We start from the raw sequence: 14105 nt of genomic DNA on the forward strand, positions 1-14105 counted from the left end.
GGATTAACTGTAACCCACTGAACGGGGTTACGTCGACGTCTTGTTCAGAAAGGTCTCGGCATTCGGGTTAGGAATGACCCGACGGGGCGTAGCCTGAAGAAGGAGGACCCGCCCCAGTATCCAGAGAGATTGCGCAGCGCCTCAGGTCCCACGAATCCACCCCAACAATGAACGGCAGCGCTGATCACTATGCACATCAGGGAATTTTGGAGTCAGCTTTCTCCGGAGACGCAGCAATGGCTCATCGACAATCCAGGAAGCATGATTGTGCCCCGAACCATGACGGCCATTTTCAATGGCGAAACCGGCGAGGACGGGGCCGTGGACATCCACGGCGGCACGTTGCTCACTGCCGATGACCAACTTTTCATCCGGGAGCAGGCGCACCTTCGGGGGAATGCGGCCGCGGAGGATCCCAGGTTCTTCGATTCAGTGGGCCCGGAGGACTAGCAACTCGCCACGGCGGGCGCACCGGTTGGCGCGGATCGCCCCCGTAAGCTCTGGTGCGGTCGGCGCGAAGGGGTGCGCCGCCGTCGTGCATGACGAGCGTTTAGTTCTTCCGCGCCGCCAGTCCGAAGAGCCACGTGCCGCCCAGGGCGGAAAGGTAGCCGGCGATCACCATGAAGGCTGTGCCGGCCCAGAAGTAGTCGATGGTGCTGTCGGTGCTCAGCCCGGGCATGACCTGCAGCAACGAGTAGCCCGCAACAATGCCGGCCACCACCAGAGCAGTTACCGTGAGCCACACCCACAGCCGGGAAGCGGCCCAGTGCTCGCCGTATCCCTTCCACACGTTCCAGCTGGTCCCCGTGCGGAGGATGAGCCACCCTGCCGGGAGCATGACGGCGCCGACTACCAGGAAGGCCGCTACGACATCGGCCGGGCGGTGCCATTGATTGATGAGCGTGGAGACTCCGGTAGCTACAGCGAAGGTGCTGCCGAGGAACCCGGCCAGAGGGCGCCAGCGCGGCGACACCATGAGGAATACGGCAGCGGCAGCGGAGGCGGCGAGGGTGGTGTGCCCGGACGGAAGTGAGTTCAGTTCCAGGGTTTGGACGCCGCGGTCGGGCCGGTCCGGGATGATGAATTTGAGGATCTGCGTGGCTGCGTTGGCGGCGATGCATGCGGCCACGGCGATGCCTGCGGCCCTCCAGCGGCGGCGGGCGATGGTCACGAAGAGCACCATGATGGCGGCTATCGCGAGCGACATCATGGGCAGCATGTCCAGGAACTCCGTAGAGGCCCTGCCGGCTGTTCCGCCCAGCACGGTGGCTTCAACAAGCGCTGACTCGTCGATGAACTGGCCCATGGTGGTGCGCACAAAGAAGTAGTACGTCGCGGCCAGGCCCACCACGCTGGCGATGGTGGCCAGGATGAAAAGGAATCCTGTTCCAATGCCTGCGTCGCGCTGTTGAAGCGGCCGTTTGCTCGACCTCCCGCTGGTGCGGAATTGCTGGGAACTCATTCTGTCTAGGGTGCCACAGTTCTCTGGAAGGCCGGTGTGAGTTCGTTATGAGCATGGCGGGGCAAAGTGAGATCCCTGCAACATTCCTGTGACGGTTGACACGTGTTAGGTGGCAGGTTTAGGCTTCCTAACACGTGTTAGGGAAGGAAATCTACATGTCGGGAACCAATGGGGCTTTGCGTCAATTCACACGCAGAAGTGCCCTCACAGCCCTCGGCGCCGGGATTGTTGGAGTAACCGCGGCGTCGTGGCCGCGCTTGACCGGGGCGGACATCCCCGGCCGGGGAGACAACAGCCTCAGCATCGCCATCATGGGCACCGCGGCAGACGCTGCCGCCCGTCAAAAGGTCATCGATGCCTTTGCCAAAGTCCACCCCGAAATCAAGGTCAAGGTCCAAGCGATCCAGGCCGTGGACTGGAAGGACTTCTTCACCAAGATCCTCACCATGGTGGCAGCAGGCACCCCGCCGGACGTGGTCTACGTGGCCACGGAAGGCGCCCAGCTCTTCGCAGAAAAGCTCGCCCACCCCCTGGATGAGTACCTGCGCCGCGACGCGGACCACATGAAGGAATACTTCGAGGACGTCCATCCCAGCCTGGTGGAAGCATTCATGTACAAAGGCAGCCTGTTCCAGCTCCCCATCGACTGGAACGCCGCCAACATGTACTACAACGCCACTGCGCTCACTAAAGCGGGACTGGAGCGACCCTCCGACAACTGGACGCACACCGACTTCCGCAGCACCCTCGCCGCCATGAAGAAGGCCAACCCCAAGGACTTCACCCCCTACTACTGGACCAACCGCCTCTTCGGTGGCGTGGTGCCGTGGCTCTACGCCAATGACACCAGCTTCCTCAAGGAAACCAAGTCCCCGGGCGGCGAATGGTTGTGGGACGGCTTCTACGCCAACGACCCCTCCCGCAGCCTCCGCTCCGGCGGCTACCAGTGGCTGGAACCCAACGCCGACGATCCCCGGGTCTTCGAATCCTTCGACTACCTCCGCGGACTGGTCAAGGATGGGCTGGGTGTCCGGCCGGAGGAAGGCGGCGGCAGTGCGCTGATCGGCCTCTTCGCCTCCAACAGGATAGGTACGACGCCGGCGGGCGGCTATTGGGTCCAAGGCCTCCACGAGGCGGGGATGACCGAGAATGACTTCGACGTTCAGTTCTTCCCCAAATGGCGCACCCAACGGCACCAGTTCGGCACCGCCGGGTACGCGATCATGAAGACCGCCAAGGACAAGGACGCCGCCTGGGAATGGGTGAAGTTCAGCTCCAGCCGCGAAGCCATGCAGATCGTCTTCCCCACACCAAACACCACCCCTGCCCGGCGCTCCATGGTCAACGAACAGCTTTACGCAGGAACCGGTCCACGGAACTGGAAGGTCTTCTACGACACCCTGGACAAGTTCCCCACCACAGGGCCCATTCCGGCGCCACCCCAGCAGGCCGCCGTCGAAACCGCCCTCATGAAAAACGTCAGCCTGGCCGTCAGCGGGGATGAGCGCCAACTCAAGGACGCCCTGACCTCCATGCAGCGTGACCTCGAAATTGCCCTGAGGAGGCAGCCATGAGCACCGCCACCAGTACTCCTACAGGCACGGGGAGTGAGCCGGGTCGGCGCCAGGCCGCCCATAAGACCGGGCAAATCTCCAAGCGCGGCCGCGTCCAACAACGCTGGCTGCCGTGGGCTTTCCTGGCCCCGACCATCGTGGGCATGGGCATCTTCACCCTGCTGCCGATCGTGGCTTCGATTGCGCTCGCCTTCTTCCGCTGGGACATCATCTCCGCGCCGACGTTCGTGGGTTTCGATAACTTTGCCGAGGTAGTCCAGGACCCGACAGTCCGGGTGTCATTCCTGAACACCATCGTGTTCGTGGTGGTGGCAGTGGCCCTCCAGCTCGGACTGGCGTTGGGCCTGGCGATCATGGTGCAGGAAAAGCTCCCGGCCTGGCTCAGGGTGTTCTTCCGCTCCGCCTTCTTCTTCCCGCTGATCCTGTCCGCGGCATCGGTATCGATTTTCATGCGCTACCTCTTCAACGAGCAATTCGGCGTGGTGAACTGGTTGCTTTCCATCGTTGGCATCCCAGCGGTCCCGTGGCTGACGACGCCAACCGGGTCTGCCGCCGTCGTGATTCTTGTTTATGTGTGGCAGAACTTCGGGTTCTCGTTCCTGCTGTTCATTGGCGGCCTGGCCTCCATTCCGGTGGAGACGTACGAGGCCGCGTCCATTGACGGTGCGACGGGTTGGCGCAAGCACTGGTTCGTCACCTTGCCGCTGCTCAGCCCCACCACCCTGGTGGCCTCGGTCATGGCGATCATCAACGCGCTCCAAGTGTTCGACCAGCCCTACGTGCTCACCCGAGGCGGCCCCGGAGACTCAACGCGAACAGCCGTGATGGTCATCTTCGAGTCCGCGTTCCAGCGCCTTGAGTTCGGCGAGGCCTCGGCGATCGGCGTGATCCTGACGCTCATCATCATGGCCATCACCGCCGCGCAATTTCGGCTCAGCAAACGATTCGTCTTCTACCAGTAAGGCCCGCCATGACTACCATTCAAGAACGTGTCACCACCACGGCGCCTGTGGTGAAGCGGAAGAAGCGCGACTGGTCAGTGGCCGTCCGCGTCGTTGTCTTGCTGATCGCGTCCGTCTTTATCCTGGGCCCGGTGCTGTGGACGCTGTCCACCTCGCTGCGACCGCCGTCGGAATCCTTCCAGCTGCCGCCCGCGTTCCTTCCGCTGAACCCGGACTTCACCTCCTACGAGCAGGTGTTCAAGCAACTCAACATCGTGCTGTTGGTGCTGAACAGCGCGCTGGTCACAGGTCTGATCGCTGTGGGGCAAATGATCACGGCCGCCTTGGCTGGCTACGCGTTTGCGCACCTTAAGTTCCGAGGGCGGGGCGCCCTGTTCTCGATCGTGCTTGCCACCATGATGGTGCCCGCGCAGGTCACGATCGTACCCGTGTTCATGCTGATCCGTGGCGTGGGCCTCTCGGACACTCTGCTCGCGCTGATCATTCCGGCCATCCCGACGGCGTTCGGTACCTTCCTGATGCGCCAGTACTTCATGGGGTTGCCGGGTGAGCTCGCTGAAGCGGCCGCGATCGACGGCGCCTCGCCGTGGCGGACCTTCCGCTCCGTGTATGCGCCGCTGGCCATGCCGGGTCTGGCGATCGTGGGCATCCTGGCGTTCAACTTCCACTGGAACGAGTTCTTCCGGCCCCTCATCATGACCATCTCCGAGCAGAACTTCACCCTCCCGCTGGGCTTGGTCTCCCTTCAAGGCAATCTCGGCACCGGCAGCATCTCCGTGGTCCTGGCTGGTGTTGTCCTGTCCATGATTCCCGCGCTGGTGGTGTTCATGTTCGGCCAGCGCGCGCTGCAGGACGGCCTCACTGCGGGCACGGGCAAATAGTTTTCACTCTCTTTTGAAAGGGGTTCCGTTGACGGACCTTGCACTTTCTTCCTCTCTTTCCATGGCGGCGACGCACCCGGATCCCGCATTCCCGCGCTTCCACCCGCGGCCGGCGCAAGGCTGGATCAACGATCCCAACGGCATCAGCTTCATCAACGGCCGGTACCACGTGTTCTTCCAGTACAACCCGGACTCCGCGCGGCACTCGCAGATTCAGTGGGGGCACCTGAGCTCTTCTGATTTGGTGCGTTGGGAAGAGCACCCCGTGGCGCTTTCGCCGCAGGCCGGAGGGCCGGATTCGGCGGGCTGCTGGACGGGCGTAGTGACCTCGGACGATGGCGTGCCCACCGCTGCCTACTCCGGGATCAAGGACCACGGCGGTCACTCGCAGGTGGTGATCGCACGCGGGTCCGCTGATCTGGTGACGTGGGAGCAGGACGGGCATGTGGCTGCGTCCATGCCTGAGGATCCGCTGGTAACAGCCGTCCGCGACCCCTTCATCTTCCGCTTCAACGGCGCCCGCTATGCCATGCAGGGTGCGGGGCTCTCCGACGGGCGCGCCGCGTTGCTGCTGTACACGGTGGACTCCCTTGACGACTGGAAGTACCAAGGGATCTGGCTGACCACTGCTGATCCCGTGGCTGCTGTGCATACACCGGCGGAGATCTGGGAATGCCCGCAGTTGGTGGAGGTGCCACTCTCTTCCGGTGGCTCCACCTGGGTCATGATGTTCTCCCTGTGGCTCTCCGGCGACGACCATGAGCACGCCAACGGGGTGGGCTACCTGACCGGCTCCCTGTCGGCGGATCCTGTCACGGGGCTGCCTGTGTTTGCCCCGGTCTCGGGTGGGAAGGCGGATCTTGGCCGCGACTTCTATGCGCCGCAGATTGTGCAGCTGGCTTACTCTGACGGTTCTGCTCCTGCTGCTGCTTTGTTATGGGGGTGGGCAAATGAAGGTCCCGGACGCGACGGTCGCCGTGGCCGCACCCAGGAAGAAATCGACGACGCCGGGTGGTCGGGTGTGCTGACGCATCCCCGCGTGTTGTCCGTGGTTGACGGGGTGCTGGTGGTGGCTCCTGCGTCTGGGATTGAGGCGTACCGGGGTGCTGCTGTGGCTTCGGGAGCTGCGGGATCTGTTGCTGTGCCTGCCTTTGCCGAGGTGCTGGTTCGGGGTTCTTCTTCTGGATCCGGTTCTGTGGAACTGGTGCTTGGTTCGGGGGCCGATGCTCAAGTGGTCTACTCGGGTTCCCTTGCTGCAGGGGAGGAGCTCCGGATCTTCGTCGATGCTTCCCTCGTGGAGGTCTATCGTTCCGGTTCCGTCGCCACCACCCTTCGGGCCTACCCGGCTCCGGGGGAGGACTGGCAGCTCACCTTGCCCGACGGCGCGACTGCCGACGTGTGGAAGTTGAGCCTCCCCGCATAGGCGGCAGGCCGGCGTCGTGCGCTGGTTGTGGGGCCTGTTTTGCGTGCTTCACGTTGGGTTTGGGGCGCAGAGCGGGCCTCGCAACGCGGGGAGTCAGCGTGTGGGCGCAGGGCCGGTCGATTCGCGGATGACCAGGCGGCAGGGGACCATCGTTTCAACGGTGGTCCCCTTTCCTGTGGTGTCGGTTCCCTCGATGGCGTCCAGCAGCGTGGTCATGGCGGCGCGGCCGATCTCCCGCAGCGGCAATGCCATGGTGGTCAGTGCCGGAACCATGGTGTCAGCGATCCGGGTTTCGTCGTCGTAGCCCATCACGGACAGGTCCCCGGGGACGCTGAGCCCAAGCCGTGCAGCCGCAAGCGTCACCCCGACGGCCAGGCGGTCGTTCGCGCACATGATGGCCGTTGGACGTTCAGCCGGGGACACGCCGTCGAGCAGTTTCATGGCGCCGCGGTAGCCGGCATCAATATCCCATCCGGCCATGAAGATCCGGTCGCCCCGCAGCGGAACGTTGGCCGCTGCATGCGCATCCCGGTACCCCTGAACGCGGAGCGGCGCGGCCGGCGAGTCTTCATCTCCTGCCAGCAGCGCGATGTCCCGGTGACCCAGCTGCAGCAGGTGCTCGGCAGCTTCGCGACCGCCGGTGACCTCGTCCGGAATAACGTGGTGCAGCTGCGGCTGGGGGAGGGCGTCGTAGCAGTTGGCCAGCACGGAGGGAACGCGGAGCATGCCCTGCGGAACGTCGATCGGTTTCAAGCCCACAGTGACGTACATGAGCCCATCCACTTGCCGGTCAAGGAGGGTCTCGATGGCGCCGGCATCCCGGGCGCTATCCCGCTCAGTGTCCATGACAACCGTGACAAAGCCGCGGCTGCGGGCGATGTCATCCGCGCCGCCGATGATGTTGCCGTCGAACGGGCTGACCACCACTTCATCGGACAGGATGCCAATTACCCGTGAACGCTGGTTTCGCAGGCTGAGCGCGATCGCGTTGGGGGAGTAGTTCAGCTCCAGCGCCGCGGCCCGGATCCGGTCCTGGCTCTCCTTGGCCACATTCCCGTCGCCGCGGCCATTCAGGACCAGCGAGACCGCGCTTCTGGACACGCCCGCCAGCTTGGCGACATCCAGTGCGGTGGCCTTGCGGTTCATGGGGAGGTGTCCTTCCGGTTGTTGACAGCAGTCTACCTAACGCGTGTGAGGTTTCCCTGGGGTACTAGGTGGTGAGTGAAGAACCGAAGGACGACACCATGGTCTGCATCATGGTGGACGTCCAAATGCCGGCCACCACCATGCTGATCACAAAGACGGCGATGGTGATCCACACCGGCAACAGTCCGCGCTTGGGTGCCACTTTATTGACGATCACCGAACGGCCAATGACGTAGACCGCAGAGTTCAGGAACGTCCAGGCCCAGTGGAAGGGACGTACGACGCCGGACCTCGCCAACCGCTGATGGTCCAGGTACGCGAAGAACACCGAAAGGCCATAGATCACCAGGCTCGATGCCATCAGCAGGAAGTACCCCGGCGTGTAGATGGATAAGGGGTCAAGCGTGGTGACGCCTTGACGGGTGGTGATGACGCGGAATTCCGGCTGCCAGGTGAGCATGAACAAAACCGAGACCAAGGGCAGCAACGTGATGGCCCAAATGAAAGGGTTGTAGACCGGTGTCTGTTCGCTGATCGGGGTTCGTGGAGCCTTGAAAACCGGTTGGTACTGCACCTGTTGCGGGGCCTGCAGCGGCGCCTGGTGGGCTGTCCAGGTGTGGCCGTCCCACCAACGGACCAGCCGGGGGTCCGAAGGGTCCGGGTACCATCCGGGAGGCGTCGTGGAACCTGGCGTTGATTGAGTCATATCTCCCCCACATTGAGTCGTATTCCGAGAATATCGCGATTGCCGTCTCTCGGTTGCCACGCGCCTCTCCCCAGTGCCTGTGGGGTGGTGTATGAGTGGTTTATGAGCTTCTTCGACGACCTCCCTGAGCCTCCCGAACAAGCACGTCAACCGCAGCCGCTCAGGCCGGGGTGGGCCGGACCGCCGTCGGAGGAACTGCCTGGGGTGGTTCCCGTTGGCGGTTTTGTTCATCAGAGCCAGCGGATGGTGGTGGCCCTGAAACTGGTAGAGGTCTACTCCACGGGATGCCTGCTGGACCTGGTGTGGTCCGTTCGACGCGGGGACGAGCCAGACCAGGAGTGGCGGGAGATCGTGGAGGAGTGCTACAACCACCCGCGCTCCAGCTTGGACACCAGAACGGGGCTGGAATTAGGGGTCGCCTTTGCGGACGGACGCAAGGCTGTCGCTGCCATCCACGGGCCGGCGTCCTCTGAAGAAAATGACGACGTCACTGGGCCAGTGCTGACAACCTTGGGTGGAGGCGGAGGGAGTAACAACGGCGACTACGTCCAGTTCACCGGCCGCTACTGGTTATGGCCGTTGCCGCTGGAAGGGGACACGACGCTGGTGGCCCGGTGGGAGGCGTTGGGACTGCCGGAAAGCTCCCTTGAATTGTCAGGTGCCCAGCTCGGGGATGCCTTGGGCAGGGTCCGGAACTACTGGTCCGGGTAGCTTGTCCACATAGCCGGATTGACCATCCGCCGGGTCGGAGGGCCGCCGGTACAGTGGCACTATGCCTGCGCTTCCCCCTCTCGAAGAACTTCTCGATTCGGCCCATGTGGTCTCTCTCCCCATGCGCGTGAAGTTTCGCGGCATCATGGAACGCGAGACGCTCCTCTTGCGCGGGCCCAGGGGCTGGGGCGAGTTCTGTCCGTTCCCCGAATACGACGACGACGAATCCTCCCGCTGGCTGGCCGCCGCCCTCGAGGCCGGCTGGCTTGGTTTCCCCCCTCAGCTCAGGGACACCATCCCGGTCAACGCGACGGTTCCCGCCATTCCAGCAGAGCGCGTCCCGGAGGTGCTGGCACGCTTCGGTCGGGTGGACGCGGTCAAAATCAAAGTTGCCGAGCGCGGGCAGTCTTTGCAGGACGACGTAGCGCGGGTAAACGCAGTACGTGAGGCTTTGCCGGAGGCCGCCATCCGAGTGGATGCCAACGGGGGATGGGACGTAGAGCAGGCAGTGAAGGCCCTGGGGAAGCTCTCTGCCGTCGGCCTTGAATACGCCGAACAGCCCGTACCCACCATTGAGGGCCTGGCCGAGGTCCGTGGTCGGCTCTCTGACGCTGGGACGCCGGTCCTCATCGCCGCGGACGAGAGCGTACGCAAGGAAGACGATCCCCTTCGGGTAGCCAGAGCCGGCGCCGCGGACCTCATCGTGGTGAAGGTCGCTCCACTCGGGGGAGTGCGGCGGGCCCTGGACATCGTGCACCAAGCCGGGCTGCCCGCCGTCGTCAGTTCTGCGCTGGATACCTCCGTGGGCATCCGCGCTGGACTCGCGCTCGCAGGCGCATTGCCCTCACTTCCCTACGCTTGCGGACTTGGCACCGTTTCGCTGTTTGCCTCGGACATTACGTTGGACCCCTTGGTGGCCGACGACGGCGCCATCCACGTCCGCGAGGCTGTCGCCGATCCCGGGCTGCTTGAGCAGTACGCGGCCCCGGCGGAGCGCAGGGACTGGTGGCTGGACCGTCTTCGCAGGGTGCATGCAGTACTGGCAGGAAACCAGCATCCTTTGTTCACCGTTTCTTAACCGGAGAGACCTCTCAGATTCGGTTTCCGCTGAAAGGCTCAGCGTGAACCTCGTACACCTCTGGAAGGTCTTCCCCCATGTCTGAAACCACCGGACGCACGTTTCCGCTGCTCCCCATGCTCGGCCACACCAAGGGCAAGCGCAGCGCGGTTACCTGCGCTTTGAAATGCGACAACGCCTGCTCTGGCGATGTCTGCAACACGAGCGCCAACGGCTACTTCCGGGACATTGCCTCCACAGCCATGTCCCGCCGTGCCGCCCTGGGCCTCGGTGCCGCAGGAGCGCTCGCCATCGTCCTCGGTGGTGCCGTGACCGGTGGCGACACCGCAGTGGCCGACCCGGGAAACGGACTCTCCGATGCCGCCAAGAAGGGCTTCGACAAGTCCAAGCTCAAGTTCACCGCCATCAAGCCGGTAGACGCAGCGGTGGATGCCTTCACCGTGCCCGAGGGCTTCGACTGGAAGCCGGTCATCCGCTGGGGCGACCCCCTCTTTGCCGACTCGCCTGCCTTTGACCTCAACGCGCAGACTGCCGCAGCCCAGGCCCGCCAGTTCGGGTACAACAACGACTACACGGACATCCTGCCCATCCCGGGTTCCAAGGATCGCCGTGCCGTACTCTTCAGCAACCACGAGTACACCAACGAGAACATCATGCTGCCCGAAGGCTTTGACCCCAAAGAGGCACGTGCCATCGGACGCGCCGGGCATGGCCTTGCCGTGGTGGAGCTCGAGCGCAAGAACAAGAACAAGCCGTGGAACTACGTCCAGGGAGCACCCCTGAACCGTCGCTTCCTCACGGACACTGTTTACGAACTGACGGGCGCCGCGGCCGGTACCGATCTGGTCAAGACGATCGACGACCCGGCAGGCCGCTGGATCAAGGGCACGCTGGGCAACTGCGCCGGTGGAACCACCCCCTGGGGAACCATCCTCTCCGGCGAAGAGAACTTCAACGGCTACTTCGCCGCTCCCGGCACCAGCGACGGAGACAAGCGCTACGGTCTCTCCGCCAAGGCAACCACCCGCCAGTGGGAACTCGACGAGCCACGCTTCGACACACGGAACGCCGGCTACGCCAACGAGACCAACCGCTTCGGCTGGATTGTTGAAGTTGACCCGTTCGACCCCAGCTCCACTCCCAAGAAGCACTCCGCGATGGGCCGCTTCAAGCACGAAGGCGCCAACGTCATTGTTGCCCCGTCCGGCAAGGTAGTGGCGTACATGGGCGACGACGAGCGCTTCGACTACCTCTACAAGTTCGTTTCCAAGGGCAAGTACCAGGCCGGGGACTCACGCGAGGCCCGCAGGAACAATATGAACCTGCTCTCCGAAGGTGACCTCTACGTTGCCAAGTTCACGGGCGATTCGCCTGCCGACATCGACGGTACCGGCAAGCTTCCTGCCGACGGCGCCTTCGACGGCACCGGCGAATGGCTGCCCCTGGTAGTCAACGGCACCTCCGCAGTTCCCGGCATGACCGTCCCGGAAGTCCTGGTCTACACCCGCCTGGCCGCCGACAAGGTTGGGCCGACCAAGATGGACCGTTGCGAAGATGTTGAGCCCAACCCGCGTACCGGCAAGGTCTACGTGGCCTGCACCAACAACACCGACCGTGGCAAGCCGGGCAAGGAAGGCGCTACCGAGGTCAACCCGCGCACCCTCAACCGTGACGGGCACGTCGTGGAAATCACCGAAGGCCGCGAGCAGACAGGCACCAAGTTCAACTGGAACCTCCTGCTGGTGGCCGGTGACCCCGCCAAGAACACCTCCACGTACTTCTCCGGCTTCCCGGCCGACAAAGTCTCGCCGATCTCCTGCCCGGACAACGTAGCCTTCGACTCCGTGGGCAACCTCTGGATCTCCACCGACGGCGCCCCCGGCACCATTGGCTACGCCGACGGGTTGTTCAAGGTCACCCTCGAAGGACCGGAGCGCGGCAAGGTTGAGCAGTTCCTTGCTGTTCCCCGCGACGCTGAAACCTGTGGTCCGATCATCCACGACGAAGAGCGCACGGTGTTCGTCGCCGTCCAGCACCCGGGTGAGGACGGCTCGTTCGCGGCACAGAACTCCTTCTTCCCGGACTACGTGCCGGCCGGTGCTACCCCCGCTGCGGGTGCGGCGCGGGCTCCCCGCCCCTCGGTGGTGCAGGTCTTCCGTAAGTAGGCTTCTGTACCTTCCGCATGACGAGTGCTCTCCCGCCCGGGTTGCCGGGTGGGGGAGCACTTCCTCTTCCCGGACGCTCTATCACTTCCCGCGTGTTTGGGCCGGGGTGTAAGCGCGCGTTGAGGGTCCGCGTACGCCAATAGACTGGAACGGTGACTTCCCAGGACTCTCTGACATCCATTGGTGCCGCCCGGATCGCCGTTACGGCACTGCTCGACGGCGGTGTGCGGCACGTGGTGGTGGCGCCAGGTTCACGTTCTGCGCCCATGGCCTACGCCCTGGCTGAAGCAGAAGCTTCGGGCCGCGTCCGGCTGCACGTGCGGATCGATGAACGGGACGCCGGATTCACCGCGCTTGGCCTGGCACTTTCCACCGAGGCCCCTGTTGCCGTGGTAACCACATCCGGCACGGCTGTCGGCAACCTGCTGCCGGCCGTTATGGAAGCAAATCATTCCGCGGTTCCCGTGGTGGTTATTTCCGCGGACCGCCCGGAAGAACTCCACGGAACCGGGGCGAACCAGACCACCACCCAACTGGACCTCTTCGGCGATCACGTGAGATTCGCCGTCGACGTTCCGGCGGGCGACCATCCCCAAAAAGCAGTTGCCACGGCGCTGTACGCAGCGACCGGCGCCCTCGAAGACACCCCGCCCGGCCCTGTCCAAGTGAATCTTGCCTTCCGTGACCCCTTGGTGCCGGCCGACGGCGACGCGCTTCCTACCGCTGCAGGACACGGTGTGTTCCATTACGACGCCGGACCTCAGGCACTGGTTCTCCCGGAAGCATCCAGTGAACTCGCCGAGCGACGCACCGTAGTCCTCGCAGGTCACGACGCTGGCCCTGTGGCCGAGGCCTTCGCCCGCGCCCATGGCCTGCCCCTGCTCGCCGAACCCTCGTCGAACGCACGCTTCGGCCCGAATGCAGTGGGACCGTACCGGGTGTTGTTGGAGCATTTCGGGCCCGAATCACCATCTCCGATCGAACGCGTGGTCTTGTTTGGCCGCGCCACGCTGTCCCGTCCCGTGGCATCCCTCCTGGCACGCGAATCAGTAGAGACAGCCATCTACCAGCCCGTTCCTGTTGCTTGGTACCAGGCTGGCCGACGCCGTGAAACGCCGATCGAAACCCTCCCCGAGCTCGCCGATTTCGCCGGCCGCGGCTCTGCCGAATGGCTCGATTCCTGGCTCCTCGCGGGCGCGGCCGCCCAACACGGCCTCGATGGGGTGCTCGTGGGGGAGAACCTCGCGAACGGTCCGTCAGTAGGCGCTACGGTCTGGGAGCACTCCCGCGGACAGTTGGTGCTCGGGTCCTCCAACGGCATCCGCGACGTCGACCTCGCCGGACAACCCCACACCGAACCGATTGCCAGTGTTTACGCCAACCGTGGCCTCGCCGGCATCGACGGCACCATCGCCACAGCCACAGGTATTGCCTTGGGCAGCGGACGCGAAACGACGGTCCTCCTGGGCGATGTCACTTTCCTCCACGACGCCGGGGGGTTGCTCCTCGGCCACGGTGAACCTGTGCCGGACCTGCGCATCGTGGTGCTCAACGACGCCGGCGGTGCCATCTTCAGCCTCCTCGAGCACGGCGCCGTCGAGGACTCAGGCGCCTACGGCACCGCCGTCGAACGCCTCTTTGGCACCCCGCACTCAGTGGACATCGCGGCACTCGCGGCGGCGTACGGCGTCGGACATCAAGCGGTAAGTACGACGGCGGAACTTACCTCGGCGCTCAAGGCGCCGCTCAAGGGGCGCACCATTGTGGAGGTGCGCGTGGACCGGGCAGGCCTGCGGGTACTTCATGCTCGGATTAAGGAAGCCATTTCCTCTGCAGTGAGCCAGGTCCTGACGGCCCGCTAAGACCAATGCCCGCCAACCACGCGCCCGTTGGCGCCGATCGTGCCCGTACGCTCTGGTGCGAATGGCGCGAAGGGGTGCGCCGCCGGTGAACGAGTGGTGCGCCGGGCGGAAACGGTGCGCCGTGCGGGTGTGGGC

12 protein-coding genes are annotated in these 14105 nt (G+C 64.3%); 9 read left to right on the plus strand and 3 right to left on the minus strand.

What is annotated here, in order from left to right:
- Positions 1-261 precede the first annotated feature (261 nt).
- Positions 262-450 carry a hypothetical protein gene (locus tag ACIQLI_RS03735; RefSeq protein WP_400385161.1) on the plus strand — a complete coding sequence of 63 codons (189 nt, stop codon included), beginning with the start codon at positions 262-264 and terminating at the stop codon, positions 448-450.
- A 100-nt stretch (positions 451-550) separates the two neighbouring features.
- On the opposite strand, the gene ACIQLI_RS03740 is transcribed toward ACIQLI_RS03735, so the two are convergent.
- The gene (locus ACIQLI_RS03740; RefSeq protein ID WP_400385164.1) at positions 551-1462 is read right to left on the minus strand and encodes a phosphatase PAP2 family protein; all 912 of its coding nucleotides are present in this window, start codon (positions 1460-1462) and stop codon (positions 551-553) included.
- Positions 1463-1617: 155 nt separating this feature from the next.
- Between ACIQLI_RS03740 and ACIQLI_RS03745 the strand changes: the two genes are divergently transcribed.
- Genes ACIQLI_RS03745 through ACIQLI_RS03760 form a run of 4 tightly spaced genes read left to right on the plus strand, consistent with a single transcriptional unit; the run spans position 1618 to position 6302 of the window.
- Complete coding sequence (locus ACIQLI_RS03745) at positions 1618-3036, plus strand: sugar ABC transporter substrate-binding protein (protein WP_089595948.1); 1419 nt, start codon at positions 1618-1620, stop codon at positions 3034-3036.
- A complete protein-coding gene (locus ACIQLI_RS03750) occupies positions 3033-3998 on the plus strand; it encodes a carbohydrate ABC transporter permease (RefSeq protein WP_400385168.1) in 966 nt (321 codons plus the stop codon). Before ACIQLI_RS03745 ends, ACIQLI_RS03750 begins: the two co-directional genes overlap by 4 nt.
- 8 nt (positions 3999-4006) lie before the next feature.
- The gene (locus ACIQLI_RS03755) at positions 4007-4879 is read left to right on the plus strand and encodes a carbohydrate ABC transporter permease (RefSeq protein ID WP_354229731.1); all 873 of its coding nucleotides are present in this window, start codon (positions 4007-4009) and stop codon (positions 4877-4879) included.
- A 28-nt stretch (positions 4880-4907) separates the two neighbouring features.
- On the plus strand, positions 4908-6302 hold the full coding sequence (locus tag ACIQLI_RS03760) for a glycoside hydrolase family 32 protein (protein WP_400385171.1): 1395 nt from the start codon (positions 4908-4910) through the stop codon (positions 6300-6302).
- Between the two features lie 93 nt (positions 6303-6395).
- On the opposite strand, the gene ACIQLI_RS03765 is transcribed toward ACIQLI_RS03760, so the two are convergent.
- Together ACIQLI_RS03765 and ACIQLI_RS03770 are read right to left on the minus strand one after the other, a co-directional pair.
- Entirely contained in the window at positions 6396-7448 is a 1053-nt protein-coding gene (locus tag ACIQLI_RS03765; protein ID WP_400385174.1) for a LacI family DNA-binding transcriptional regulator, read from the minus strand.
- Between the two features lie 64 nt (positions 7449-7512).
- A complete protein-coding gene (locus ACIQLI_RS03770) occupies positions 7513-8154 on the minus strand; it encodes a DUF2510 domain-containing protein (RefSeq protein ID WP_400385177.1) in 642 nt (213 codons plus the stop codon).
- A gap of 102 nt (positions 8155-8256) precedes the next feature.
- Here ACIQLI_RS03770 and ACIQLI_RS03775 point away from each other — a divergent pair, with 102 nt between their 5' ends.
- From ACIQLI_RS03775 to menD, 4 genes are all read left to right on the plus strand, one after another.
- Positions 8257-8865, plus strand: a complete 609-nt coding sequence (locus tag ACIQLI_RS03775) for a hypothetical protein (RefSeq protein ID WP_400385180.1) — start codon at positions 8257-8259, stop codon at positions 8863-8865.
- Positions 8866-8926: 61 nt separating this feature from the next.
- The gene (locus tag ACIQLI_RS03780) at positions 8927-9943 is read left to right on the plus strand and encodes an o-succinylbenzoate synthase (RefSeq protein ID WP_400385183.1); all 1017 of its coding nucleotides are present in this window, start codon (positions 8927-8929) and stop codon (positions 9941-9943) included.
- A gap of 77 nt (positions 9944-10020) precedes the next feature.
- Positions 10021-12108: a PhoX family protein gene (locus tag ACIQLI_RS03785; RefSeq protein WP_400385186.1), complete on the plus strand. Its 2088-nt coding sequence runs from the start codon at positions 10021-10023 to the stop codon at positions 12106-12108.
- A 152-nt stretch (positions 12109-12260) separates the two neighbouring features.
- Positions 12261-13970 (plus strand): 2-succinyl-5-enolpyruvyl-6-hydroxy-3-cyclohexene-1-carboxylic-acid synthase, encoded by a 1710-nt coding sequence (gene menD / locus ACIQLI_RS03790; protein WP_400385189.1) that lies wholly within the window; start codon positions 12261-12263, stop codon positions 13968-13970.
- The last annotated feature ends 135 nt before the right edge of the window (positions 13971-14105 follow it).

This window comes from Paenarthrobacter sp. NPDC091669, from assembly GCF_044756725.1.
GTDB classification, from domain to species: domain Bacteria; phylum Actinomycetota; class Actinomycetes; order Actinomycetales; family Micrococcaceae; genus Arthrobacter; species Arthrobacter bambusae_C.

Bases quoted from the DNA above. Each gene is read 5' to 3' on its own strand.
- ACIQLI_RS03765 (WP_400385174.1), bottom strand. From the start codon at position 7,448: ATGAACCGCAAGGCCACCGCACTGGATGTCGCCAAGCTGGCGGGCGTG.
- ACIQLI_RS03785 (WP_400385186.1), top strand. From the start codon at position 10,021: ATGTCTGAAACCACCGGACGCACGTTTCCGCTGCTCCCCATGCTCGGC.
- ACIQLI_RS03755 (WP_354229731.1), top strand. From the start codon at position 4,007: ATGACTACCATTCAAGAACGTGTCACCACCACGGCGCCTGTGGTGAAG.
- ACIQLI_RS03745 (WP_089595948.1), top strand. From the start codon at position 1,618: ATGTCGGGAACCAATGGGGCTTTGCGTCAATTCACACGCAGAAGTGCC.
- ACIQLI_RS03770 (WP_400385177.1), bottom strand. From the start codon at position 8,154: ATGACTCAATCAACGCCAGGTTCCACGACGCCTCCCGGATGGTACCCG.
- ACIQLI_RS03775 (WP_400385180.1), top strand. From the start codon at position 8,257: ATGAGCTTCTTCGACGACCTCCCTGAGCCTCCCGAACAAGCACGTCAA.
- ACIQLI_RS03750 (WP_400385168.1), top strand. From the start codon at position 3,033: ATGAGCACCGCCACCAGTACTCCTACAGGCACGGGGAGTGAGCCGGGT.
- ACIQLI_RS03740 (WP_400385164.1), bottom strand. From the start codon at position 1,462: ATGAGTTCCCAGCAATTCCGCACCAGCGGGAGGTCGAGCAAACGGCCG.
- ACIQLI_RS03780 (WP_400385183.1), top strand. From the start codon at position 8,927: ATGCCTGCGCTTCCCCCTCTCGAAGAACTTCTCGATTCGGCCCATGTG.
- ACIQLI_RS03735 (WP_400385161.1), top strand. From the start codon at position 262: ATGATTGTGCCCCGAACCATGACGGCCATTTTCAATGGCGAAACCGGC.